At 49.7% G+C, this 26,627-nt stretch carries 23 protein-coding genes and 2 riboswitches; of the genes, 15 read left to right on the top strand and 8 right to left on the bottom strand.

All coding sequences use genetic code 11. The annotated features are described in order from the left end of the window. Positions 1-110: 110 nt before the first annotated feature. Positions 111-710, top strand: a complete 600-nt coding sequence (locus OCV37_RS00165; RefSeq protein ID WP_038180389.1) for a thiol:disulfide interchange protein DsbA/DsbL — start codon at positions 111-113, stop codon at positions 708-710. Positions 711-835: 125 nt separating this feature from the next. On the opposite strand, the gene OCV37_RS00160 is transcribed toward OCV37_RS00165, so the two are convergent. Continuing rightward, positions 836-1,714 carry an acyltransferase gene (locus OCV37_RS00160; protein ID WP_038180391.1) on the bottom strand — a complete coding sequence of 293 codons (879 nt, stop codon included), beginning with the start codon at positions 1,712-1,714 and terminating at the stop codon, positions 836-838. Between the two features lie 193 nt (positions 1,715-1,907). Next, positions 1,908-3,431, bottom strand: a complete 1,524-nt coding sequence (locus OCV37_RS00155; protein WP_038180394.1) for a YifB family Mg chelatase-like AAA ATPase — start codon at positions 3,429-3,431, stop codon at positions 1,908-1,910. A 482-nt stretch (positions 3,432-3,913) separates the two neighbouring features. Between OCV37_RS00155 and ilvG the strand changes: the two genes are divergently transcribed. The 5 genes from ilvG to ilvA are packed head-to-tail and all read left to right on the top strand — an operon-like array spanning position 3,914 to position 10,214. Beyond that, positions 3,914-5,560 carry an acetolactate synthase 2 catalytic subunit gene (gene ilvG, locus OCV37_RS00150; protein WP_038180395.1) on the top strand — a complete coding sequence of 549 codons (1,647 nt, stop codon included), beginning with the start codon at positions 3,914-3,916 and terminating at the stop codon, positions 5,558-5,560. Between the two features lie 12 nt (positions 5,561-5,572). Beyond that, entirely contained in the window at positions 5,573-5,857 is a 285-nt protein-coding gene (ilvM, locus tag OCV37_RS00145; protein ID WP_038180398.1) for an acetolactate synthase 2 small subunit, read from the top strand. A 10-nt stretch (positions 5,858-5,867) separates the two neighbouring features. Beyond that, the gene (locus OCV37_RS00140) at positions 5,868-6,809 is read left to right on the top strand and encodes a branched-chain amino acid transaminase (RefSeq protein ID WP_038180401.1); all 942 of its coding nucleotides are present in this window, start codon (positions 5,868-5,870) and stop codon (positions 6,807-6,809) included. Between the two features lie 30 nt (positions 6,810-6,839). Then, the gene (gene ilvD, locus OCV37_RS00135) at positions 6,840-8,681 is read left to right on the top strand and encodes a dihydroxy-acid dehydratase (protein WP_038180404.1); all 1,842 of its coding nucleotides are present in this window, start codon (positions 6,840-6,842) and stop codon (positions 8,679-8,681) included. Between the two features lie 3 nt (positions 8,682-8,684). Then, positions 8,685-10,214, top strand: a complete 1,530-nt coding sequence (gene ilvA / locus OCV37_RS00130) for a threonine ammonia-lyase, biosynthetic (protein ID WP_038180405.1) — start codon at positions 8,685-8,687, stop codon at positions 10,212-10,214. A 171-nt stretch (positions 10,215-10,385) separates the two neighbouring features. Here ilvA and OCV37_RS19775 read toward each other — a convergent pair whose 3' ends face one another. Beyond that, positions 10,386-10,667 carry a hypothetical protein gene (locus OCV37_RS19775; protein ID WP_390902267.1) on the bottom strand — a complete coding sequence of 94 codons (282 nt, stop codon included), beginning with the start codon at positions 10,665-10,667 and terminating at the stop codon, positions 10,386-10,388. 33 nt (positions 10,668-10,700) lie between these two features. Here OCV37_RS19775 and tusA point away from each other — a divergent pair, with 33 nt between their 5' ends. Then, positions 10,701-10,949, top strand: a complete 249-nt coding sequence (gene tusA, locus OCV37_RS00120) for a sulfurtransferase TusA (protein WP_038180407.1) — start codon at positions 10,701-10,703, stop codon at positions 10,947-10,949. A gap of 13 nt (positions 10,950-10,962) precedes the next feature. Here tusA and OCV37_RS00115 read toward each other — a convergent pair whose 3' ends face one another. The 5 genes from OCV37_RS00115 to OCV37_RS00095 all read right to left on the bottom strand — a co-directional run bounded on the left by OCV37_RS00115 (position 10,963) and on the right by OCV37_RS00095 (position 14,915). Beyond that, complete coding sequence (locus OCV37_RS00115; protein WP_261888109.1) at positions 10,963-11,976, bottom strand: tetratricopeptide repeat protein; 1,014 nt, start codon at positions 11,974-11,976, stop codon at positions 10,963-10,965. A 58-nt stretch (positions 11,977-12,034) separates the two neighbouring features. After that, the gene (locus tag OCV37_RS00110; protein WP_038180412.1) at positions 12,035-12,859 is read right to left on the bottom strand and encodes an HDOD domain-containing protein; all 825 of its coding nucleotides are present in this window, start codon (positions 12,857-12,859) and stop codon (positions 12,035-12,037) included. A 345-nt stretch (positions 12,860-13,204) separates the two neighbouring features. Continuing rightward, the gene (locus tag OCV37_RS00105) at positions 13,205-13,723 is read right to left on the bottom strand and encodes an Hcp family type VI secretion system effector (protein WP_261888108.1); all 519 of its coding nucleotides are present in this window, start codon (positions 13,721-13,723) and stop codon (positions 13,205-13,207) included. 255 nt (positions 13,724-13,978) lie between these two features. Continuing rightward, complete coding sequence (locus tag OCV37_RS00100; protein ID WP_038180416.1) at positions 13,979-14,236, bottom strand: hypothetical protein; 258 nt, start codon at positions 14,234-14,236, stop codon at positions 13,979-13,981. Between the two features lie 124 nt (positions 14,237-14,360). Then, positions 14,361-14,915: a TMEM165/GDT1 family protein gene (locus OCV37_RS00095; RefSeq protein WP_038180419.1), complete on the bottom strand. Its 555-nt coding sequence runs from the start codon at positions 14,913-14,915 to the stop codon at positions 14,361-14,363. Between the two features lie 5 nt (positions 14,916-14,920). After that, positions 14,921-15,128: riboswitch (yybP-ykoY riboswitch) on the bottom strand. A 164-nt stretch (positions 15,129-15,292) separates the two neighbouring features. Between OCV37_RS00095 and glyQ the strand changes: the two genes are divergently transcribed. The 8 genes from glyQ to uca all read left to right on the top strand — a co-directional run bounded on the left by glyQ (position 15,293) and on the right by uca (position 26,627). Beyond that, complete coding sequence (gene glyQ, locus OCV37_RS00090; RefSeq protein ID WP_038180421.1) at positions 15,293-16,216, top strand: glycine--tRNA ligase subunit alpha; 924 nt, start codon at positions 15,293-15,295, stop codon at positions 16,214-16,216. A gap of 14 nt (positions 16,217-16,230) precedes the next feature. Next, entirely contained in the window at positions 16,231-18,297 is a 2,067-nt protein-coding gene (gene glyS, locus OCV37_RS00085; RefSeq protein ID WP_038180423.1) for a glycine--tRNA ligase subunit beta, read from the top strand. Positions 18,298-18,533: 236 nt separating this feature from the next. Further along, positions 18,534-18,631: riboswitch (guanidine-I (ykkC/yxkD leader) on the top strand. A 70-nt stretch (positions 18,632-18,701) separates the two neighbouring features. Beyond that, entirely contained in the window at positions 18,702-19,778 is a 1,077-nt protein-coding gene (locus OCV37_RS00080; RefSeq protein WP_038180426.1) for a putative urea ABC transporter substrate-binding protein, read from the top strand. Positions 19,779-19,828: 50 nt separating this feature from the next. After that, positions 19,829-20,650: an ABC transporter permease gene (locus OCV37_RS00075; RefSeq protein WP_038180428.1), complete on the top strand. Its 822-nt coding sequence runs from the start codon at positions 19,829-19,831 to the stop codon at positions 20,648-20,650. 4 nt (positions 20,651-20,654) lie between these two features. Continuing rightward, entirely contained in the window at positions 20,655-21,473 is an 819-nt protein-coding gene (locus OCV37_RS00070; protein WP_051680476.1) for an ABC transporter ATP-binding protein, read from the top strand. A 10-nt stretch (positions 21,474-21,483) separates the two neighbouring features. Continuing rightward, positions 21,484-22,263 (top strand): urea amidolyase associated protein UAAP1, encoded by a 780-nt coding sequence (locus OCV37_RS00065; protein WP_245609119.1) that lies wholly within the window; start codon positions 21,484-21,486, stop codon positions 22,261-22,263. Then, a complete protein-coding gene (locus tag OCV37_RS00060; RefSeq protein WP_038180430.1) occupies positions 22,263-22,904 on the top strand; it encodes an urea amidolyase associated protein UAAP2 in 642 nt (213 codons plus the stop codon). The genes OCV37_RS00065 and OCV37_RS00060 overlap by 1 nt, the downstream gene beginning before the upstream one ends. A gap of 87 nt (positions 22,905-22,991) precedes the next feature. Then, entirely contained in the window at positions 22,992-26,627 is a 3,636-nt protein-coding gene (uca, locus tag OCV37_RS00055) for an urea carboxylase (protein ID WP_051680478.1), read from the top strand.

The raw sequence follows: 26,627 nt of genomic DNA, 5'->3' as shown, positions 1-26,627 counted from the left end.
ACTCGTTGCTGTCACTTAAAAGAATGTTTCACCGGCATTGAATGGGTGTGGCAGGGAGAGATTTGAAGTTAGGTGGGTATATACAATAATTGAATCATATGGAGTTCATCATGAAAAAGCTTTTTGCTTTATTAACAACTTTACTCGTCAGTCTGTCTATCCACGCCGCGCAGTTTAAAGAAGGCGAATACTACAAAGTGCTTGATCGGCCACATTCTGACAACCCGAAAGTCATGGAGTTTTTCTCATTCTACTGCCCACACTGTAATGCGTTTGAGCCTATTGTGGAAAAACTGGCAGCACAACTCCCAGCCGGAACAGAATTTCAGCGTGTTCACGTTTCATTCATGGGTGGCAATATGGCACATTCAATGAGTAAAGCTTACGCGACAATGGTCTCGCTGAATGTTGAAGACAAAATGGTCCCGGTGATGTTTGATCGTATCCACAACAAACGACGCCCGCCACAGAACGACGAAGCATTGAAGCAAATCTTTACCGATGAAGGGATCGATGCCAAATCATTCGATAATGCCTTTAACAGCTTTGCCGTCGATTCGATGGTACGCCGTTTTGACAAGACCTTTGATGAAAGTGGTCTGCAAGGCGTTCCAGCCCTGATCGTCAACAATAAGTATCTGGTTCAGCCACCGCGCGATATCAAAACCGAAGAGTATTTTGCCTTAGTCGATTACTTACTGAAAAAATAATCAACGCCAGCGGGTCACTCGCTGACTCACACCACAGATAGCAATCAGGGAGCCAAATGGCTCCCTGATACTACCTGATACTAAGTACTAAGTAATCGAATCGGCTGACAGTCACACCTAACATCTCATTGATAGATATCATCTAATAACACATCTTTATCTGCCCAAACATCCCCCAGCCATTTCTGAAACTGCCGCTTATAGGGTTTGTCATTGAAATAATCGCCCGACACCTGTTCATCAACCGGCAAAACCCGGACCCGAACCACAATACGTTGCATTCTACCCATCAACATATCTTTAAATGGCATTGCCTGATTATCCGGATAAGCTAATGTGACATCGATAATCTTCTCAAACTGCTCCCCCATTGCTGCCAGCGTATAAGCGATGCCGCCCGATTTCGGCGGTAACAGATGCCGATAGGCCGACCGGGTTGCACGTTGTTTCTCCGGTGTAAAACGTGTGCCCTCGACATAATTGACGACAGTGGTTGGTGTATGTTTGAACTTGGCACACGAACGGCGAGTCGTCGCCAGATCCTGGCCGCGTTTTTCTGGATTACGCAGCAGGTATTCTCTTGAATAACGACGCATAAATGGCATATCCAGAGCCCAGCAACTCATCCCGATAAACGGCACATACAATAACTGCTGTTTTAAGAAAAATTTTGGCATCGGAATCCGATCTTTAAATACACTGCACAATACAACGATATCCGTCCAGCTCATGTGATTGCTGATCATCAGATACCATCCCTGCCGGTTCAGTTGATCAACGCCTTGAATATCCCATTGGACCGGATTAGACAAATTCAGAATCCGCATATTGACGGTGGCCCACAACCACATAAACCAATTAGCAAGCCGCGTCGCATAAGCTTTCAAAGCGGAAGTAGGCAGTAACAATTTAATCAGGGCCGCCACACAGATCGCAACAGAACAAAAACCAGTATTCACCAACACCAAACAGGCGTTTACAACCAATAAAACGTAAGCCAGCATAAGACAGATATCATTCCGCTCGAAAAATAAAATAGCGTGTGATTATACAAATTTAGTCATTGAATAACATGCTTCTCTTGGTCATCTCTATCGATGGCGAAGTACCTTTTGATGCCGCTTACATGAACCCTGTTGGCACAGGCAAGTTATAGATTGTTCACTGAGGATACCCTTTTCAACTCAATGACCCGCTTTAAACCGCTTGCATCGTCAATTGTTTCAATAATCGATCCATCGCACGATAGCCCAACGCTTCGGCCAGATGTGCCCGCTGGATGTGCTCTTCTTCCGCTAAATCAGCAATGGTCCGGGCAACTTTGATAATACGGTGATACGCGCGAATAGAAAGCCCGAGACGGTGCAATGCATTTTCCAGAAAGTCAGCATCCGGCTTTGCCAATGGACAAAACGTCTCGATTTCCCGACTGGTCAGCAGAGAATTCGCTTTCCCCCGTAAACGAAGCATTAACGCACGCGCCCGAAGCACTCGCTCACGAACGATCTGTGTTGTCTCTCCCCGTCCACCTCCTTCGGCAAGCATACCTTTGGGTAAAGCGGGAATCTCGATCGACAAGTCAAACCGATCCAATAACGGGCCCGATAATCGACTCAGATAACGGAGAATATGTTGGGGATTAATCCGACTTTCCTGACCTTCATAATAGCCGGTCGGACTTGGATTTAATGCACCGACTAACTGAAAACGGGCCGGGAAACGTGTCTTCCCCTGCGCCCGGGAAATGATAATTTCTCCTGATTCCAACGGTTCACGCAATGAATCCAGTACCCGACGTTCAAATTCCGGCATTTCATCAAGAAAGAGCAACCCATTATGAGCAAGCGAAATTTCCCCGGGGCGAGGTATCGAACCACCGCCAACCAATGCAGCCATCGAACTGGAATGATGCGGAGCACGAAATGGCCGCTGTTTCCAGTTGTACTGATGAATATCCTGCTGCGTCAGGGATGCAACGGCTGCAGTTTCCATCGCTTCTTCGTTACTCATCTCCGGCAATAAGTCACATAACCGCGAGGCTAGCATCGTTTTACCCGTCCCCGGCGGGCCGAGAAACAACAAATTATGATGACCGGCGGCTGCAATTTCTAAAGCCCGCTTGCCCTGTTGCTGACCAATAATATCCTGTAAATCTCGTGTGGACGCGGGTTGACTCATATCCGGCTGAGATTGATATAACCCCAATGAAACATCACCACACAACGCCTGACAGACTTCCTGCAAACTACCGGCTGAGAGATGCTGCCCTTGCCCGACCAAAGCCGCCTGATCGCCATTTTCATGCGGCACCACCAGCGCACGGTTTGCCAGCCCGGCCGCCAGCGCAGCAGGCAATACCCCTTTGACTGTCCGTAACTGACCGGATAAAGCCAACTCCCCTAAAAACTCATAGTCGGCCAGATGGTCCGATATGATTTGATCAGAAGCGGCCAGAATGCCCAAAGCGATCGGCAGATCAAATCGTCCGCCCTCTTTCGGTAAATCGGCCGGTGCCAGATTAACCGTGATACGTTTGGGCGGAAATTCAAACCGGGAGTGGATAATCGCACTGCGAACCCGATCCCGGGACTCTTTCACGGTCGTCTCCGGCAGCCCGACCAAAGTAAATCCCGGCATGCCATTACTAATATGCACTTCAACCGTCACGAGTGGTGCTTCCACACCGACACTCGCCCGGCTATGAATGACTGCTAACCCCATATAATTCCCTTGTGATTGATTTATAAATATTCATGGTGTCAATCAGTGAGACACTGAATGTACAGGGGTAGGTATAACGCAGACAGAAAATAAAAGAATATGAAAAAAGAATGATATTTTCCTTGTCATGTAACAGAATTGTATGTTACACACTAGGTATGTCGAGATTTTCATCAATCTTGGAACATTAACTAAAGATAAGATTTCTATTCATGATGCATCTAATCGTCCGTTTACATTCTCTAATTAGCCTGATTCTAGTCGTGGTCATTATTGATTCCGCGCGGGGGCTACTGGACGAAAGATAGCAGCAAGATGGAAAAAACCCCCGCACTGAAAAGTCCGGGGGTTTTTTTTAGTCTGCACCATAATAAAACGCACACCGACCCGGTCGGTAAAGCGATATAACGGGAGTCGCACATGAAGTGCTCACACAACACAACACGAAGCAACAAGAACAATGAATGTACGGGAGGGACACGATGACCGGAGCGCAACTCGTCGTAGCAGCCCTGAAACAACAAGGTATCAAGACCGTATTTGGTTATCCGGGAGGGGCAATCATGCCTATCTACGATGCCCTGTATGACGGTGGTGTCGAACACATTTTATGTCGTCACGAACAAGGTGCAGCCATGGCCGCTATCGGGATGGCAAGATCAACGCAGGAAGTTGCCGTCTGTATGGCAACCTCGGGACCAGGCGCCACGAACCTCGTGACCGGACTGGCAGACGCTTTTCTGGATTCCGTCCCACTGGTCGCCATCACCGGACAAGTCGCCAGCTCTCATATCGGTACCGATGCCTTTCAGGAGATGGATGTCATCGGCATGTCGCTGTCCTGTACCAAACATAGTTATCTGGTGACCGATATCAATGAGTTGGCACCGACATTGGCGGAGGCATTTGAAGTTGCCAAAACGGGACGCCCCGGGCCAGTGATCGTTGATATCGCAAAAGACGTTCAGCTGGCCCAATCCCCAGTGACCGCGCTTACCCCATTCACACCTCCTGCTATACCTCAAGTCAATTCGGATGAACTCACCAAAGCACAAACGATGCTCAATGAAAGCCAACGTCCGGTTTTCTATGTCGGTGGTGGTGTTCAGCTGGCTCATGCGACCGAAACCGTACGCGAATTTTTACGCCTCAATCCCATGCCTTCTGTCAGCACGCTCAAAGGATTAGGCTCGGTTGAACGTCATGACCCGCATTATCTGGGGATGTTGGGAATGCATGGCACCAAAGCGGCCAACCTCGTCGTTCAGGAATGTGATTTGCTGATCACGGTCGGTGCTCGTTTTGATGACCGGGTGACCGGTAAGCTCGATACATTCGCCCCGCATGCCAAAGTGATTCATATTGATATCGATGCTGCAGAGTTCAATAAACTCCGACGTGCTAATGCTGCTCTGCGGGGCGACATCAATACGATTCTGCCCCAACTGGAACTCTCGCATGACATCAGTGCCTGGGTACATCACAGCGAGAGCCTGCGCAGTGGATTCAAGTGGCGTTATGACCATCCCGGCGAACTGATTTATGCGCCACTGCTGCTGAAACAGTTATCCGATATGATGCCTGACAACTCGATTGTCTCCACCGATGTCGGCCAACATCAAATGTGGGCGGCTCAACATATTCAGCCAAGAGCCCCGCAAAACTTTATTTCATCTGCCGGTCTCGGCACTATGGGATTTGGTTTACCGGCCGCGATGGGGGCAGCCGTAGCACGTCCCGACGATCAGTCGATTCTGATTACCGGTGACGGCTCGTTTATGATGAATATTCAGGAGCTGGGCACATTAAAACGTCGCCAGATCCCGGTCAAAATCGTCTTGTTGAACAACCAGCGGCTGGGCATGGTTCGCCAATGGCAATCTCTGTTTTTCGATGGTCGTCATAGTGAAACCATTCTGGACGATAACCCAGATTTCATCATGCTGGCACGCGCTTTCGATATTCCGGGCAAAACCATTACCAAGAAAGAAGAAGTAGAACCGGCTTTACAAGAGATGCTGGCAAGCAAAACCGCTTACCTGCTACATGTTGCGATTGATGAAGAAGAAAACGTCTGGCCACTGGTGCCACCCGGTGCATCAAACAATGACATGCTGGAAAACACATAGGAGACACCAGAAATGCAAAGATACCTACTCGACATCAAAGCAGATGATAAACCGGTGCTGTTAGAGCGTGTTCTGCGTGTCATTCGCCACCGTGGATTCGTGATCAAACAGGTTGCAGCAACCCAAAATCATGAAAGTAAAGTGGCCAGCGTGGAAATTATCGTCGATAGCGATCGACCGATCACCACGCTCACCAATCAAATCGAAAAGTTGTGGGATGTGCGTACCGTTGATGTCATTCAAATCAGCAATAACGAACTACCAAACAACAATTTACAACAAAAAATTTGTGCATAAGGAAGAAATAATGGCTACTAATACTGCGGATTTTATATGGTTCAACGGGGAAATGATGCCGTGGGCAAATGCTCAGGTACATGTTCTGACACACGCAATGCACTATGGAACATCGGTATTCGAAGGCGTGCGTTGTTATGACACCCCCAAAGGCCCGATTGTGTTTCGCCATCAGGAACACGCACAACGTTTAGTCAACTCAGCCAAAATCTATCGCTTCCCGATTCCTTATTCTGTTGAAGAGATTATGGCAGCAACCCGGGAAACCTTACGCGCAAATAAACTGACGTCCGCTTATATCCGCCCGTTAGCTTTTGTCGGTAACGTTGGTCTGGGTGTTTGCCCGCCAAACGGTACTGAACTGGATTTGATTATCGCGGCTTTCCCATGGGGTGCCTATCTCGGCGAAGAAGCATTGGAAAATGGTGTCGATGCAATGATCTCCAGTTGGAACCGCGCTGCTCCGAATACCATTCCGACCGGTGCAAAAGCGGGGGGTAACTACCTGTCTTCGCTACTGGTTGGTGGTGAAGCCCGTCGTCACGGTTATGACGAAGGGATTGCCCTGAGTGTTGACGGCTATCTGTCTGAAGGTGCCGGAGAAAACATTTTTGTCGTCAAAGATGGTGAGCTGCTGACACCACCAACCACCAGTTCAATTCTACCGGGGATTACCCGCGATACGATTATGATTCTGGCCAAAGACCTCGGCTATACCGTACGCGAAGCCAATATTGCCCGTGAATCACTCTATCTGGCAGACGAAATTTTTATGACCGGCACCGCAGCGGAAATCGTCCCGGTTCGCAGTGTAGATCGCATCAGCGTCGGTTCAGGCAAGCGCGGCCCAATCACCAAAGTGATTCAGGATGCCTTTTTCGGCCTGTTTAACGGAACCACTGAAGATAAATGGGGTTGGTTAGATTACGTCAATCCTCAAGATAAAGCCTAACCCCAACAGAATTAAGTAAAGGACAACACAATGCCGAAGTATCGTTCAGCAACAACAACACATGGTCGTAATATGGCTGGGGCACGTGCGTTATGGCGTGCCACCGGCGTCAAAGAAGATGATTTTGGTAAGCCGATCATTGCCGTTGTCAATTCATTCACCCAATTTGTACCGGGCCATGTTCACTTAAAAGATCTCGGTCAGATGGTGGCTCGTGAAATTGAAGCCGCCGGCGGGATTGCCAAAGAATTTAATACCATTGCCGTCGATGACGGGATCGCCATGGGCCATGGCGGAATGCTCTACTCGCTGCCGTCCCGTGAACTGATTGCCGACTCCGTCGAATATATGGTCAATGCCCACTGTGCCGACGCGATGGTCTGTATCTCAAACTGCGACAAAATCACCCCGGGGATGCTGATGGCTTCGCTGCGCCTCAATATCCCGGTGATCTTTGTCTCCGGTGGTCCGATGGAAGCCGGTAAAACCAAGCTCTCGGATCAGCTCATCAAACTCGATTTAGTCGATGCGATGATTCAGGGTGCCGATCCCAATGTCTCTGATGAGCAGAGTGAACAGGTCGAGCGTTCCGCCTGTCCGACATGCGGTTCTTGCTCCGGTATGTTTACTGCCAACTCGATGAACTGCCTGACCGAAGCGTTGGGGCTGTCGCAACCGGGCAACGGCTCACTGCTCGCGACCCATGCGGATCGCAAAGCCTTATTCCTCAAAGCCGGTCAGCGCATTGTTGAACTGACCAAACGCTATTACGAGCAGGATGATGCCTCAGCTCTGCCGCGTAACATTGCCAACAAATCAGCATTTGAAAATGCGATGGCTCTGGATATCGCGATGGGCGGTTCAACCAATACAGTTCTCCACTTACTGGCAGCAGCGCAAGAAGGTGAAGTGGACTTCACCATGGATGATATCGACCGTATGTCACGTCGCGTGCCACACTTGTGTAAAGTTGCACCGTCAACACAAAAGTACCATATGGAAGATGTCCACCGGGCCGGTGGCGTGATGGGTATTCTTGGTGAACTTAACCGGGCCGGTCTGCTCAATACCGAGACCAGAACGGTGCTTGGACTCAGCTTACAAGAGCAGCTGGCGCAATATGACATTATGCAGACGGACTCCGCCGACGTGAAAGCCTTCTACCGTGCCGGTCCTGCCGGAATCCGCACCACCCAGGCTTTCTCACAGGATTGTCACTGGGAGACGCTGGATGATGACCGTGAAGAAGGCTGTATCCGAACCAAAGCACATGCTTTCAGTCAAGATGGCGGCCTTGCCGTTTTGAAAGGCAATATCGCACTGGACGGTTGTATCGTTAAAACCGCTGGCGTCGATGAGAGCAATCTGAAATTCCGTGGCCCGGCGATTGTATTTGAAAGTCAGGAAGATGCGGTTGAAGGAATCCTTGGCGGAAAAGTCAAAGCGGGCGAAGTCGTTGTCATTCGCTACGAAGGGCCAAAAGGCGGGCCGGGCATGCAAGAAATGCTCTATCCGACCACGTACCTGAAATCAATGGGATTAGGTAAATCATGTGCATTGCTGACTGACGGCCGTTTCTCTGGCGGGACATCCGGTCTGTCCATCGGCCACGCCTCTCCTGAAGCGGCAAACGGTGGCGCAATCGGACTGGTTAAAAATGGTGACATCATTGATATTGATATCCCCGGACGCACCATTGAATTAGTCGTCTCAGCAGATGAGTTGGCAAGCCGTCGCGCTGAACAAGATCAACTTGGCTGGAAACCGGCCAACCGTCAACGCGAAGTCTCTTTTGCGCTGAAAGCCTATGCCAGCATGGCCACCAGTGCTGACAAAGGTGCGGTGAGAGATAAATCAAAACTAGGAGACTAGTGGATGACATTCACCAACCAAACCGGCGCAGATTATCTGCGCCAGATATTGCGGGCCCCGGTTTACGAAGCAGCAATCGTCACACCACTTCAGGACATGACACGGCTCTCTGCCAGAATTAATAATCGGGTGCAACTCAAACGTGAAGATCGCCAGCCGGTTCATTCGTTTAAACTACGCGGTGCTTACAACATGATCGCCAACCTGAACGAAGACCAACGTCAGGCAGGAATCATTACCGCATCGGCAGGCAATCATGCACAAGGGTTGGCTTTGTCCGGAACAAAAATGGGCGTCAAAACAACCATTGTTATGCCCAAAACCACCCCGGATATTAAAGTTGATGCGGTGCGCGGCTTTGGCGGAGAAGTGGTGTTATTCGGCAATAACTTCGATGAAGCCAAAGCAGAAGCCGAACGACTGGCCGCTGAGTATCACTACACATTCGTACCACCGTTTGATCACCCGCTGGTGATCGCCGGGCAAGGCACTATTGGTATGGAAATGTTGCAGCAGAATGGTCATCTGGATTACATCTTCGTCCCGGTCGGTGGCGGAGGTCTGGCTGCGGGCATCGCCGTGCTGATCAAACAACTGATGCCAGAAATCAAAGTGATTGCGGTTGAGCCGGAAGAATCCGGCTGCTTAAAAGCGGCACTCGATGCCGGTGAACCCGTGACGCTTGATCAGGTCAGCATGTTTGCTGACGGGGTGGCGGTGAAACGGATCGGTGATGAAACCTTCCGCCTGTGTCAGCAATATCTGGACGGTCATATCTCTGTCTCCAGTGACGAAATCTGTGCCGCTGTGAAAGATATTTTTGAAGATACCCGCGCCATTGCTGAACCATCCGGTGCGCTGGCACTGGCTGGTCTGAAAAAATACGCGGAGCAATACCAACTGACCGGCAAACAGTTAGGCTCGGTACTTTCCGGCGCCAATACGAACTTCCACGGCCTGCGCTACGTTTCAGAACGATGTGAGCTGGGTGAAAAGCGAGAAGGTTTGCTTGCCGTCACCATCCCTGAACGTCAGGGAGCATTTTTCGAATTCTGCCAGATTATCGGTGGCCGGGCGGTCACAGAGTTTAACTATCGCTACAATGATGACTCACTGGCTAATGTCTTCGTCGGGATCCGTCTTGCCGGAGGCCCGGAAGAGCTCAACAGTATCATTCAGGATCTGCGTAAAGCTGGCTACCCGGTCATTGATTTATCGGATGACGAAATCGCCAAACTGCATATTCGTTATATGATTGGCGGTAAACCGTCCAAGCCACTCAAAGAACGGTTATACGCGTTTGAATTTCCCGAATATCCCGGCGCACTGCTGAAATTCCTCAGTACGCTCGGTACACACTGGAACATCAGTCTGTTCAACTATCGCAATCATGGTGCCGACTACGGTCGAGTTCTCTGTGCCTTTGAACTCAATGATGACGATTTGAGCCGTTTTTCAGCGCATCTGGTTGAATTGGGGTATCAGTACAAAGACGAGACTGATAATCCGACCTATCGGTTCTTTTTGTCTTAGTACAACCTCCCCCCATTGTCTGAGTGTCTGTCATGTCAATCATTCCATTGGTTGGCATGACAATCATTGGCAAATAATTCAGGCAAAAAAAATCCCGCATTACTGCGGGGAAGCCCAAGAAAAATGGGATAGTGTCGGAAATGTTGCATTGTTTTTAGTGTTACTTTTCAGTCAATGCTTAGATGTATCGTATTGGTGGATTTCCAGCCAAAGCCCTATCATTGCAGCAATAACTCCCCATACTGGCATGAGTGAGGCTTGTTCCGACGCCGATGTTCTCATCACCAACGCTCCAAAAGAGATGAACCCCATCAGAGCATAGATAGTCAGTCTGTCGATTTTATTCAGCATTCCTTGCTCCTCGACGCTATGTTGCAAACATGTTAAATAAATTAAAACAAAAAGTTTCATTTGCCAAGAGATTATTGAATATTTTTTCTTCGCCAGTATCATTTGATATCCAGATGACTAACAAAGCTACCTGCCATGACCATAGATAAATCATTAGCCGACTACATCCTCGAGGCAGAAGGATTAAGGTGTCCCGAACCAGTCATGATGGTCAGAAAAACCATTCGTTCGATGCAAGACGGTGAGACGTTACTGGTCATTGCAGATGATCCCTCAACAACTCGGGATGTTCCCAGTTTCTGTCGGTTTATGGATCATCGGTTGCTGGAAGCTCAGATTGAGCAAGAACCTTATCAGTTTTTAATTCAGAAAGGTCTGTCTTAGGTAAGTCCGATACCTATTGGCGTACCAAAGCCTGAGATTCAGCCAACGCTCTTTTCAGATTGTCGTGAACGGTTTGGTCATCGGATGGATTTTCATCAATTGCTTGTTGTAAATAAGGAATAGCTTGGTCGGCATGACCCTGAATCATGAGAAAGTAGCCGACACGACTGAGTGCTTGATAGTTTTCCATCTGCATCTGCTGTATGAATACATTCAACGCTCGCTGAATTTTGCCATCTCCCAGATAGATCAAAGCTAGATTATTCTGGGTTCTGCTGTTGTCCGGATCGAGCCGCAATGCAGCAAGTGTGGCGCGTTTTGCCTCCGGATAATCACCGCTCATGTAATAGGAATAACCGATATTCAGCAGTAATTTGCTCGATTCGGGCTGGATATGCAGCGCCTTTTTATAGAGTGCCTGAGCAATCTCATGTTGCGAGCTCATATCATACACAATCCCCAATCCCATATAAGCATCGAGAGGAGAATGTTCATCCAGTTCTAAAGCATTGATCAACTCAATATGGCTTATCGCCTGAGGAACCCGCATCTGGTGATGCAAACGCAACTGATCGGCATCAATCGCTTGAATAAAGAAACGTTTTCCCACATCAAACGCCCCTTTTTTACTGTAATTCATCCCCAACTGCTGCAATACATCAATATTGTGTGGATTCTCCTGCAATGCCATCTGATAGGCTTTCTCTGCCAATACTTCACGCTGATGCCGTTGGTGAATCTGCCCAATCTTATACAGGGTTTTATCCCGGTGCTGCCCTGATTGAAAAGCCAATGCACGAATATATTCAAACAACGCTAAATCATCATTGTGCTCACGTCTTGCAACATCACCACGCACAATCGCTTCTTGTTCCGTTTGTGGTATACCCGTCACATTCAGGCGACTTACCGGACGTCCCTCATACAATTGCGCCATCATCGATGGCCGTTTATGCTGGTTTGCACATCCGGTGAGTAATCCAATCATCAATGTCACGGTGATGCACACAGGTTGTATTCTCATCATTGACTCCTTTCACTTGCGGCATCACGTCGATAACCCAACCCATATTTCCCCATAACAGCTAGATAATCTGATGGGCCAGCTCTTTTCCTTCACCGCGATGGTTATCCAAATCAGGCACCACAGCAGACGACACATTCAACAGATCGCTATAGGCTTGTCTGGTCATAAAATTGAACTTTTCCTGCTCGCTGGCCAGTAAATCCCAATGTTCATTAATGATCCGGGACAGATGAATTAACCGGGCATATTGCGGACTTTTCGTCGCATCATCAGGATGACTGCTGTACTCAATTGCATCAACGACTGAATCAGGAAACTTCCAGCTGGTTGCCAATTTTCCGCCCAAAGCCGGTGCCGTAGTCGCAAGAACTTGTTGCTGAGCTTCCAGAGGCGCCATCCCCGCTTTTATTTTGGCTTGAATCTCCAATGCTAGCTCAGGGACCAATGAATGAATCATTAACTCACCGACATTGTGCAAAACCCCAATCGTGAAGGCTTCATTTTTATCGAGACCAGCCGAAGGTGCCAACTGACTGGCAATCACGGACACTTCAAATGTATCGGACCAATATTGTTCCATATCGAGCGTTTTAACCCGGTTAAAAGCACTCGAAAGTACAGATGCAACCACTAATGTCTTGACGGCACCGATGCCGACCCGAATCAAAGCATCATTCACTGAGGAGATCGTTTTGCTACCCCCAAAATAAACGGAATTAGCCATCCTCAACAACCGGGCACTCAACACTTGGTCCATGGCGATTTTTTTCGATAACGCATTAAAATCAACATCGTCTTGATTGACCATTTCGAGTAACTCTTGCAGTAATGACTCGATTCTTGGCAATTCATTTAAGCGATTGAACATTTCACTTTGCCCCATTGGTAGCTCTCCATATTTGCATCAGGCAATAAAAAGCTTAGGTGAGAACCGACAAAAGATCTTGTGACCCCAAGAGCAAATATAAAAATGAACCCTCAAGATACGTCAATCAAAGGTATCGCATTGGAAGAACAGGTTTTTTCTGGGTGGGATGTCTCTATTTCAGGGGGGAATTGCGGCCAATCTTCGCTGACAGTCAAAGCGCTATCACGAAAAAAATGACTACCACGAACAAAATGAGGATAAAACAGTCGTGATATAAACAATGTTGCCCACCCATCGGTGAGCAACAAGACAATCAAAGCATTGTCGAACAGACACCCACGGTGCCTGTTCATCAGACCATTAAGCTTCGATTGGTTTACGCCAGTCGTCAGCACCTGAAGTACCCGCGTTAACGTGGTCCCAAGTGATCTTACGGTAAGACATTGAGACAGTCAGGTTCTGAGTGAAATCAGCATCTGCTGGGTTTTGGCAATGTGGCATTTCACACTTGATATCAACAATTGTTGCGTTCTCAAGTGTTGTAGTGAAGAAGTTTTCTTGTTTACCTTCGATTGAAGTGCGGTACCACTTCAAAGTAACAGAAGACATTTTCTCGCCAGAAGCCAGTGCGTTATATAGCAGTGGAACGGCTTTGTTGAGGTTCACAGTGAATTTGAAAGGCTTGTGAACACGTTGACCTGCTGGCTGACCAGACTGAGGATCAGTAGGAACACTTACGACGTGGTCGAACTGTTGAACCATCATTTCATCTTCGTGACCTTCAACGAAAGAGTCACCGATAGAATCTGCTGTACAAGCGCCTGACGTGATTAGCCCCTGAGTTTCACCTTCGATAGAGATATAACATGGAGTTGGCATTCTGAATTCCTTCAATTATATATAATAAGTTCATGTTTTTAATACACATAGAACCTTTAGGCTCTTGCACAGTCAGAGCAAAGGGTGTGCCAAGTTGCGCATATCAACAGAATCAAAGGGTTATAAAAACAGAAAGATAGGTACAAGCAAGATCTTGCCCGCAGCCGAGCAAGAAGTTGCCCGGTGAGCAAAAACTTGCCCGATAGAAATGGAACAAGCATCACAAAATATCGCCATGATGAATATAACGACAGATCAGAGATTCTGCTCGTCCTGATAATGATGTTGCAGTTTTTCAACCTGCTTTTTCAAGGCGCGAACTTCCTGATGCAGCGGCACAACATGAAAGATATGCACCCAAGACTCAACGATTAGTCCCATCAGGATGAGAGCCCCCACCACCATTGGTAACCACATATCCGTTAACATCATGCCCAGAACGGTCAGAATAAAGCCAAAAGCATACAGGTAGAATTGACTTTTCAAACTCATGCCAGTGTAACGAGCTAACATACGCCACCTCTTTTGTTGACGATCCTAGCATCACAGTAGCATGAGATTGATGAAGCATGTATGTCAGATATCACGCTTGTCACTGATATCGTTCACCCATTGCCCATTTCATTAGGGGCAGCGCTTAATATAAAACGGAGACCGCAGCCAAACCGACAAACAATACCGCGGTGACTTTCCGAATCAGCGCTAAAGGTAAACGATCCGCAGAGAGCTTGCCGATCAGCACAACCGGCACATTCGCAATCATCATGCCGATCGTGGTTCCCAACACCACCCAAACCAAGCCATCCGCAAATTGGGCACCTAGTACCGAAGTGGCGATCTGCGTTTTATCCCCGATTTCAGCAATGAAAAAGGCAATAAAACTGGCAACAAACGGGCCTCGGCTTGAACAAGCGCCCTCATCATCCAGTTTATCGGGAACCAGTACCCAAACCGCCATCGATAAGAAGCTGGCAAAGATAACCCATTTTAAAATATCCGGAGAAAGGTATTCAGCAACCACGACGCCCAACCAGGCTGCGAGGGCATGATTGACCAGTGTTGCAAGGAAAATAGCGCTGATAATTGGCAAAGGTTTGCGATAGCAACTTGCCAGCATTAATGAAAGGAGTTGTGTTTTATCGCCGATCTCTGCCAGCGTTACAGTTGTGATTGAAATAGCTAAAATATTCACGACATGCTCTCGGGGCGGATAGTGAACCGTAGACAAACATCACGCCCCGCCCCGGTTCGTAATATTTGCCTAAGGTCTTGCTAAACTCGTATGAGCCTCGAACGCCACGGTGATGTGCACCAAATATGTTGACGGACGAACCAATGACACTGCCGCAGAAACTGTCCAATTCTGAGCCAATGGCGTGGTAAGCTACTCCCCAAAGACGAAGCGATTTTAACGAGCTTATGTACGGAAAACAAGCATCGTGTTGATTTTATGCAGTGAAAAGAGCAATGCACAACAATTAAACAAGATTGCCACTACTCGATACGTCAATATATCGGTATAATTCAACGTTATTTTTCATGATTCAAACAACTCGCGCGAACCCGACTATGCAAACAAACTATGATATCAAAACCTTTCAGGGGATGATCCTCGCGCTGCAGGATTATTGGGCCCGTCAAGGATGTACGATTGTTCAACCTTTAGACATGGAAGTGGGTGCAGGTACATCTCACCCGATGACTTGCCTGCGGGCCATTGGTCCCGAGCCGATTGCAACCGCTTATGTACAGCCTTCCCGCCGTCCGACTGACGGCCGCTACGGTGAAAACCCGAACCGCCTCCAACACTATTATCAGTTTCAGGTGATGATCAAACCGTCACCGGATAATATTCAAGAGCTTTATCTGGGGTCACTGGAAGCGCTGGGCATTGATCCGCAAGTCCATGACATTCGCTTTGTCGAAGACAACTGGGAAAACCCGACACTGGGTGCCTGGGGTCTGGGCTGGGAAGTTTGGCTCAACGGTATGGAAGTCACCCAATTTACCTATTTCCAACAAGTCGGTGGGCTGGAGTGTAAACCGGTCACCGGTGAAATTACTTACGGAATAGAACGTCTCGCAATGTACATTCAGGGCGTCGATTCTGTTTATGATCTAATCTGGACTGACGGCCCGCTGGGTCAGGTCACTTACGGTGATATCTATCATCAAAATGAAGTGGAACAGTCCACCTATAACTTTGAACATGCGGATGTGGACTTTTTGTTCAGCTTCTTCGATCAATGCGAAAAAGAGTGTCAGCACCTGCTGGCGCTGGAAGCACCACTCCCTTTACCTGCCTATGAGCGCATTCTCAAAGCAGGGCATGCATTTAACCTGCTCGATGCGCGTAAAGCGATCTCTGTGACAGAACGTCAACGTTACATTTTACGGATTCGTAATTTAACCAAGGCAGTCGCTGAAGCTTATTACGCATCTCGTGAAGCGTTGGGCTTCCCAATGTGCAAAAAGCAAGACCAACAGGCATAAGGGGAGAGAAAAGCATGGCTAAAGAACTTTTAATTGAACTGGGAACAGAAGAACTCCCGCCGACACAGCTTCGCACATTGGCAGAAGCGTTTCATCACAACTTTCAAACAGAACTCAGTACTGCCGACCTATCGTTTGAAGCGATCCAATGGTACGCCACACCGCGTCGTCTGGCCCTGAAAGTTGCCGGTTTAGCGGAAAATCAACCCGATAAAGTCGTTGAAAAACGCGGCCCGGCAGTCAGCGCTGCATTTGATGCTGATGGCAATCCAACCAAAGCCGCCGAAGGCTGGGCACGGGGCAATGGCATTACGGTTGCACAAGCTGAACGGCTGACAACCGATAAAGGCGAATGGCTGCTATTCAAGCAAGCGGTCAAAGGCCAGCCGGCAGAGGCTCTGATTGTAGAACTGGCAGCAAAAGCATTATCCAATCTGCCAATCGCCAAACCCATGCGTTGGGGCGACCAAGACACTCAGTTTATTCGTCCGGTCAAAACCCTGACGATTTTGCTGGATGACAACTTAATCGAAGGCGAAATTCTCGGTGTGAAATCTGATCGGGTTATTCGTGGTCACCGTTTTATGGGTGAACCTGAACTCACTCTGGAATCAGCAAGTCAGTATCCCGAGATTTTGCAACAACGCGGTAAAGTCATCGCCGATTACGAAACTCGTAAAGCAATCATTATCGCGGATGCCAAAAAAGCGGCCGCAGACGTTGGCGGGGTTGCCGATCTGGAAGAAGACTTGGTTGAAGAAGTGGCATCACTGGTCGAATGGCCGGTCGTCCTGACGGCTTCTTTTGAAGAAAAATTCCTCAAAGTCCCTTCTGAAGCACTGGTTTACACCATGAAAGGGGACCAGAAATATTTCCCGGTTTACGACGTTAATAAGAACCTGCTACCAAAGTTCATTTTCGTCTCGAATATTGAGTCAAAAGAACCACGCCACGTCATTGAAGGGAATGAAAAAGTCGTCCGTCCTCGTCTGGCGGATGCTGAGTTCTTCTTCAATAATGACCGCAAGCGTCCACTGATTGATCGTTTGCCAGAACTGGAAACAGCAATCTTCCAGAAGCAACTGGGCAGTATCAAAGATAAAACCGACCGGATTGCAGTTTTGGCAGGTTTTGTTGCCAAAAGTATCGGTGCGGATATCGAGAAAACCACCCGGGCAGCTTTATTGGCGAAATGCGACCTGATGACCTCTATGGTGTTTGAATTCACCGAAACACAGGGCATCATGGGTATGCACTATGCGCGTCATGATGGTGAAGCAGAAGAAGTGGCACTGGCACTCAACGAACAGTACATGCCACGCTTTGCCGGTGATCGTCTGCCAAGTAATGCCATCTCATCGGCGGTTGCCATTGCCGATAAGCTCGACACCATTGTCGGTATTTTTGGGATCGGTCAGGCACCGAAAGGGTCGGACCCATACGCCTTACGCCGTGCATCATTAGGCATTCTGCGTATCATCGTCGAAAACGGTTATCAGCTGGATCTGGTTGACTTAGTTGCCGAAGCAGCAGCGCAGTTCGGTGACAAACTCACCAATGCGAATGTTGAGCAGGATGTGATCGAATTTATGTTGGGTCGTTTCCGGGCTTGGTATCAAGACGAAGGATTCAGTGTGGATGTCATTCAGGCGGTACTGGCTCGTCATCCGACGAAACCGGCTGATTTCGACCAGCGGGTCAAAGCGGTTTCTCACTTCCGTACGCTTGATGCGGCGGATTCTCTGGCGGCGGCCAATAAGCGTGTCGGTAATATTTTAGCCAAGTTTGATGGCCAACTGGCAGAAGACGTGGATCTGGCCTTACTACAAGCCGGGGCTGAAGTGGCACTGGCAGAAAACGTTGCCGTGCTGAGTGAAGCGCTGGAACCTGCATTCGCCAACGGCGATTACCAGTCGGCTTTAAGCCAACTGGCCGCATTGAAAGAACCGGTTGATGCATTCTTTGAAGACGTGATGGTGATGGCGGATGATGAAGCTCTGAAAATCAACCGTCTGACACTGCTGAACAACTTGCGAAATCTGTTCTTAGAAATCGCTGATATTTCGGTCTTGCAGAAATAATCCATTCAGCCAAACGTGTTCATCGACAAAGCCCTGCCGACACGCAGGGCTTTTTGCTCCCCACTCACCGAAACAGTGCAGAAATGCACCAATGCTGTGACCACCCTGTCAGCAATAAACCAATAGATCAATACAAGTAATTGTTATTGATAATAAATTTAATCTTGGCATAGCCTTTGCTGTTTTCTCATCAGTTGCGAAGAGCATAAGCAGTAATATTTTTAATCACAATTTGTCAAATAGATATCTAGGGTTCCGGCTGCCACGGCAGTGACTGGTCCGAGAGATATCAACCTCAACTGAGGTCACACGGCGGGACAAAAGCCCGGGAGGCCAACCAATCTATTATTGGTTATGTCTCTGATGCGCTTGTTCATACCTATGACCCACAGTGGAGGTGGTCTATGAAGTTTTTCCTGAAACCGTATCTCACGGCACTCGTTGTATCTGTCACACTGATATCTTCTCTTACGCTTTCTCGTCCGGCATCCGCCGAAGAAAAATCACAATTTACGTTAGCATGGTCGATTTATGTGGGATGGATGCCATGGGATTACGCGGATTCATCCGGCATTCTGAAAAAGTGGGCCGATAAATATGGGATTCAAATCAACGTCGTTCAGGTTAATGATTATGTTGAATCGATCAATCAGTACACCGCCGGACAATTTGATGCAACCGTGATGACCAACATGGATGCCTTGACCATTCCCGCAGCCAGCGGCGTAGATTCGACCGCGGTCATCGTCGGTGACTTTTCCGCAGGAAATGACGGCATCGTCCTCAAAGGCGCGCATAGAACACTGGCTGATATCAAAGGACAGAATATCAATCTGGTCGAACTCAGCGTGTCACACTATTTACTGGCCCGGGCGCTTGAAGCGATCGGCTTGTCAGAAAAAGATGTACATGTCGTCAACACCTCCGACGCCGATATTGTCGCAGCCTATCAGACACAAGATGTGACATCAGTCGTCACTTGGAACCCATTACTGAGCGAAATTACCGCGCTCCCCGATACATCGCTGGTATTTAATTCAGCGAAAATCCCCGGCGAAATTATCGATTTGCTGGTTGCCAATACCAAAACCCTGCAAGACAACCCCAAGTTTGCCAAAGCCCTGACGGGTGCATGGTATGAAGTCATGTCGGTGATGAAATCACAGCAGGCAGATGCCGCCAAGACCATGATGGCGAAAGCATCCGGTACTGATCTGGCCGGTTATAACGCCCAATTGCAAGCGACCCAAATGTTCTTCTCTCCTGCTGATGCGGTGCAATTTACCAACAGCACGTCCCTGATGCATACCATGCAGAAAGTCGCGCAGTTTTCTTTTGATCACGGTCTGCTCGGCGAAGGTGCTCCGGATGCCAGCTTCATCGGCATCGAAACCCCGGCCGGGATATTCGGTAATGCCGACAATATTAAGCTCCGCTTCAATTCGGCTTACATGCAAATGGCTGCCGAAAATCAGCTGTAATCGAGTCAAGCCGACTATCGCCCCTTACCAACTGTGGATCTGGAGTAGTTATGACCCGACTCATTAACCGGAAACCATCGCCATTATTGCGTCTGATGTTAGGCATGTTTCCCTTTGTGATTGTCCTGATCATCTATCTCGTCGCCTCAGATGCGCGTCTGAGTGTCAATCCGGCCGACAAACTGTTGCCCTCTTTCAACAGTTTTGTTGCGACGATTGATCGACTGGCATTCACCCCCAGTAAACGGACCGGCGAGTATCTGCTGCTCAACGATACGCTGGCCAGTCTGCAACGGCTGGGTATTGGTGTCGGGTTGAGTGCTCTCATCGGTCTCTGTTTTGGGGTCGCCAATGGAATTCTCCCCCTGATCAGGTCTTCGTTGTCCCCTTTCGTGACCGCGATTTCCCTGATCCCTCCCATGGCGATCCTCCCCATTCTTTTCATCATGCTCGGGTTGGGAGAGGTCTCTAAAGTGACCCTCATCGTGATCGGTATCTGCCCCATCATCATCCGGGATATCCAGTTAAAAACCCAGTCACTCCCGGAGGAGCAACTGATCAAAGCGCAGACCCTCGGTGGCAATAGCTGGCAAATCATTGTCCGCGTCATTGTCCCGCAAATTCTGCCTCACCTCATTGATGCCGTCCGACTGACACTGGGCAGTGCCTGGTTATTTCTGATTGCCGCTGAAGCTATCGTCGCCACAGAAGGACTGGGATATCGGATTTTTCTGGTCCGGCGTTATCTGTCTATGGACATTATTTTGCCTTATGTGTTGTGGATAACCCTGCTGGCTTTTGCCATGGATTGGCTGCTCAGGCTGCTCTCCCGACGACTCAGCCCATGGCATCATCAGACTCAAGGAGGATAAGCGGATGACACGCCCTATGTTGCAAATCCGCAATCTGTGGAAAGAATACGACGATAATATTGTCCTTGAACGGCTCAATCTCAACGTCCATGAAGGCGAGTTTATCAGCATTGTCGGTGCCTCCGGCTGTGGTAAAACGACCTTTCTCAATCTGTTACTGGGAACCGAATCGGTCAGTCGCGGCGAGATTCTGCTGGATGGTCAGCCACTCCGGCAAGAACCCGGTGTCGAGCGGGGGATTGTGTTTCAGAAATACTCGGTCTTTCCTCACCTGACCGTTCTGGAAAATGTCATGATCGGACTGGAATTCGGCAACGCTCAATTGAGCGGCCGCCTGTTAGGCCGCACATTTGGTCGCCAGCGGCAACATGCCCGGCAAACTGCCCGAGCCATGTTGGCACAAGTCGGATTGAGCCATGCTGAACATCAATATCCCCACCAGCTCTCCGGTGGGATGCGCCAACGACTATCCATCGCCCAGTCACTGGTCAAACAGCCACGAATCCTGTTACTCGATGAGCCATTCGGCGCGCTGGACCCGGGCATTCGTAAAGACATGCATGAACTGGTCAAGCAACTCTGGCAGGAAAAGCATCTGACCGTCTTTATGATTACCCATGACCTGAGTGAAGGCTTTCATCTCGGCAGCCGACTCTGGGTGTTTGATCATCCGCGCCTCGATCCACAGTCACCGGAACGCTACGGCGCACAAGTAACCTTTGATATTCCTTTACATAAAACTGCGGGCCAATCCGCTCAGCCCCTTGATCTGCTGGCTGAACATTTCAGTCCGATGGCCCCACCGATTCCTGATGCAATCTGAGGAACGCACAATGTCGAATGAAAAAATGATGTCTGATACCACCACAACACCATCGTCAGCACCCGAGATTCTTTTTACTGAAACCATTCCCGGTGCCGGGCACTGGTCGATGAAAATACCTCGCGGTTATACGTTGACGGCAACCGATATCGAAGGCGGCGCGAATTTGAGTGTGTTGTTTTACAACCCGGAAAACCTGCTTGAACGCTACAATGCCCCCGATACACTCAAATGCCAGCACACCTTTAAACTCACCACCGGCCACTGCCTCTATTCAGATATGGGCCGGATTTTTTGCCGTATCGTTCATGATGATACCGGCTGGATCGACACCGTCTGTGGGGTAGCGAACAAAGCCAAAGTCACCCAAAAATGGGGAGAGCGCTCCTATCAGACCGACCGGAATCAATGGAAACAGAACGGCTATGACGCCCTACTGGTTGAAGTTGCCAAATATGGCCTCGGTAAACGGGATCTGGCGGCCAATCTGAATCTGTTCAGTCAGGTGCGTACCGATGCGGCAGGTTCTCTCATCTACGAAGAAAACCACAGTCAGCCCGGTGATAGCATTGCCCTGAGCTTCGAGATGGAAACACTGGTGGTCCTGACCACTTGCCCGCATCCGCTCAACCCGGCATCCGAATATCCGTTTAAGCCTGTACAACTGACCCTGACCCAATCCAGTGCAACCGCCACACCGGTCAACCCCGCACACGGAAAAGATGAAAATCAACGCGGTCTTGAAAACAACCGCCGCTACCACTGCACATCCCCTCAGGAGGTATTCTGATGATTATTGAAAGTTCACTACGCGCTGAAGATGCATGTCGCCGGGACACGGTTGCGGCCGGTGACTACTACATGAAAATCGTCTATCAGGGACAGACGGTCCGTATCCTTGATCTGGAAGGAAATCAGGCGGCGGATACTCTGTTTTACAACGCAAACAATCCGGCGGAACGCTACAGCGCCATCGATACGATTCGCGAACAAGGCAATGTCTATCTGACTGCCGGTAGCCGAATCCTCTCTGATCAGGGCAATCTGATGCTGGAAATTGTCGCTGATACGTGCGGTCGTCACGATACACTCGGTGGTGCCTGCGCGACCGAAAGTAACACCGTTCGCTATGCGATCGACAAAAAATGTATGCACGCTTGTCGTGACAGCTGGCTACTGGCGGTCAGCGAACATGAAGAATTCGCGATGACCAAACGCGATATTACCCACAATATTAATTTTTTCATGAATGTACCGATCACCGAATCCGGCGGTCTGACCTTTGAAGACGGCATTAGTGCACCGGGCAAATATGTTGAGCTCAAAGCAGCAATGGATGTCATTGTGCTGATTTCTAACTGTCCGCAACTGAACAATCCTTGTAATGCCTACAACCCAACGCCGATAGACGTGTTGGTTTGGGACATCTGAGCCCGGCCCGTCTGAAACCTGAGCCGGGGACGACCCCGATTCTGCTCACAATCCCCACGGGACGACCCGAAAATGACGGAATCACTTATGTTGAATAAGGTATTGATTGCTAACCGCGGTGCGATTGCCTGCCGGATTATCCGAACACTCAAGCAGATGAATATCACCAGTGTCGCGGTATACAGCGAAGCGGATGCTGAGAGTCTGCATGTCCTTCAGGCTGACGAAGCCTATTCTCTCGGTGAAGGTGCTGCGGCCGCGACTTATCTCGATCAGCAGAAAATCATCGCACTGGCAAAGTCCTGTCAGGCGGATGCCATTCATCCCGGTTACGGTTTTCTGAGTGAAAACCCGGCATTTGTCACCTTATGTGAACAATCGGGGATCACTTTTCTCGGCCCGACACCGGAGCAGATGACCATATTCGGCCTGAAACATTCCGCCCGGGCGATTGCCTCACAGGCCAATGTGCCTCTACTGCCGGGCAGTGATCTCATCAGCCATCTTGAGGATGCACAAACACAGGCAGAACAAATCGGCTATCCGGTGATGCTTAAAAGTACCGCCGGAGGCGGTGGCATCGGCATGCAGCGATGCAACAATGCTGCGGAGTTGGCTCAGTCGTTTGACTCGGTACGGCGACTCAGCGAAAACAATTTCAGTCATAGCGGCATTTTCTTAGAAAAATTTATTGAACAGGCCCGCCATATTGAAGTACAGATTTTCGGCGACGGACAAGGTCAGGTGATCGCGCTCGGCGAGCGGGACTGCTCGGCACAGCGCCGCAACCAGAAAGTCATCGAAGAAACACCGGCCCCGAATCTGAGTGAAGCCACACGTCAGGCGCTGCGCCAAACCGCTATCCGGCTGGCAGCCGCGGTCAACTATCGCAGTGCCGGCACCATTGAGTTCGTACTCGATCAGCAAAGCGAACATTTCTATTTTCTGGAAGTGAATACCCGCTTACAGGTCGAGCATGGTGTCACCGAGGAAGTCTTCGGCATCGATCTGGTTGATTGGATGGTTCAGCAAGGTGCCGGTACACTCGACTTATCCGCATGGCAACACGACAGACAGCCCAACGGTCATGCGATTCAGGTGCGCCTTTATGCCGAAGATCCGAATAAAAACTTCCAGCCCAGTGCCGGATTAATCAGCCATGTTGAATGGCCGCAACTACCGGGCTTACGCATCGAACACTGGATCGAAGCCGGAGTCGAGGTCTCCCCATACTTCGACCCGATGCTGGCAAAAATCATCGTTCATGGTGAAAACCGCACGCAGGCGCTGGCCCGGATGACCGAAGCGCTCCGCCAGATCAGTCTGTACGGTCCCGAGCATAATCAGCGTTATCTGCAACAACTGATTCAGACCCCGCTATTCCAAGCCGGTCAGATTCTGACCCGCAGTCTGGATGATTTTGTCTACCAACCGCATACCGTCGATATTCTCAATGGCGGCACCCAGACGACCATTCAGGATTATCCGGGCCGTCAGGGTTACTGGCATGTTGGCGTGCCCCCCTCCGGGCCGATGGATTCGCTCAGCTTCCGGCTGGCCAATCAGTTGCTACACAATGATGAACACTGTGCCGGACTGGAAATCATCGTGACCGGCCCGACACTCCAGTTCAACATGACCAAACAGATTGTTCTGACCGGAGCAACCATTCAGGCCACTCTGGATGATCAACCAATCAACATGGGCGCAATCATTCAAGTTCAAGCCGGACAAACTTTACGGCTGGGCAAAATTACCGGTCCCGGAGCCCGCAGTTATCTGGCGGTTGAAGGCGGATTTCAATGCCCGGATTATCTCGGCAGTAAATCAACGTTTACCTTGGGTCAGTTCGGTGGTCATACCGGGCGAGCCCTGCGCAGCGGAGATGTGTTACATCTCGATCCGTCTCCGTCCGTTCGCCAGCCACAAAGCGCGACCAAACATCCGGCCCCCCTGCCGGAACTGTCCGACAACTGGCAGATTCACGTCATGTATGGCCCGCATGGTGCGCCGGATTTTTTCACCGATGCGGATATTCAGGCATTCTTTGCCGCCAGCTGGACGGTACATTTCAACTCCAGCCGTACCGGCGTGCGTTTAGTCGGCCCGAAACCAGACTGGGCTCGCCCGGACGGCGGCGAAGCAGGATTGCACCCCTCCAACATTCATGACAATGCTTATGCGATCGGCACCATCGATTTTACCGGTGATATGCCGGTGATTCTCGGACCGGACGGCCCCAGTCTCGGCGGATTCGTCTGTCCGGCCACCGTGATCAAAGCCGATTTATGGAAAATCGGCCAGCTCAAAGCAGGCGATAAGGTTCACTTTGTGCCGGTTTCGCTGGCCGATGCCGAACATGCCGAGCAGCGACAACATGATCAGATCCGTCAGGGTCAGATTGAACCCTATCCATTCACACCCGCGCAGCCCGATACACCGATTGTGGCTGAAATCCCGGCCTCAGCCAATCAGGAACAGGTTATCTATCGCCAGTGTGGCGAAGATTTTCTGCTGGTGGAATACGGCCCTCAGGTGCTGGATATCCGGCTGCGTTTTCGGGTGCACGCCCTCATGCTCAGACTGGAACAACGCAAACTCTCCGGTGTTCAGGAGCTGACGCCGGGGATTCGCTCGCTGCAAATTCACTATGACAACCTGCATCTGCCCCGTAAACAACTCCTCGACACACTGATCGAGTTAGAGCAACAACTGGGCGATATTGACCAGCTGACCGTGCCTGCACGCATTGTTCACTTGCCGCTGTCCTGGGATGATGAAGCGACCCGACTGGCGATCCGTAAATACGAAGAAGTCGTCAGAAAAGATGCGCCGTGGTGTCCGGATAATATTGAATTTATTCGCCGGATTAACGGCCTGCAATCGGTCGATGAAGTCAAACAGATTGTCTTCGATGCCAGCTATCTGGTGATGGGACTGGGCGATGTGTATCTCGGTGCGCCGGTCGCAACCCCGCTGGATCCGCGTCATCGACTGGTCACTACCAAATACAATCCGGCCCGGACCTGGACACCGGAAAACGCCGTCGGTATCGGTGGCTCCTATCTGTGTGTCTATGGGATGGAAGGCCCCGGTGGTTATCAGTTCGTCGGGCGCACCTTACAAATGTGGAATCGCTACCGCACTACGCCTTACTTCCGACAACCCTGGCTGTTGCAATTTTTTGATCAGATTCGCTTCTATCCGGTCAGTGCCGATGAGCTACAAACCATTCGTCAGCAACATCCGCGAGGGCAGTACCCGTTAAAAATAGAAACCACGACTTTCTCGCTGGGTGAATACCAAAAGCGGCTTGAAAACCACGCTGATGCAATTGCGCAGTGCAAATCCCGTCAGCAAACGGCTTTCGAAGCTGAAAGACAGCGTTGGGCTGAGAGCGGTCAGGCGAATTTTATCGCTGAAGATGTCACTTTGGAAACCGAAGCTGAAGGCTGGGTTGTTGATGAGGGTTGTGAAGCGGTGGAAAGTCATGTCACCGGTAATATCTGGCAAATACAGGTTCAGCCCGGCCAAACCGTCACCGCAGGCGAGACCATTGCGGTGCTCGAAGCGATGAAAATGGAGCTGGAAGTCACCTCGCCGATCAGCGGTATCGTTGAAACCATTTGTCATACCGAAGGTTCACCGATTCAGGCCGGCCAACCAATTTTAACCATTCGTACGGCTGATTCAGCCAACTTGACGACTCACTCTGTCTCATGA

This window comes from Vibrio rhizosphaerae, from assembly GCF_024347095.1.
Taxonomy (GTDB): Bacteria; Pseudomonadota; Gammaproteobacteria; order Enterobacterales; family Vibrionaceae; genus Vibrio; species Vibrio rhizosphaerae.
The sequence above is the reverse complement of the archived record's forward strand: the minus strand, read 5'-3'. Positions and strand labels throughout refer to the sequence as shown.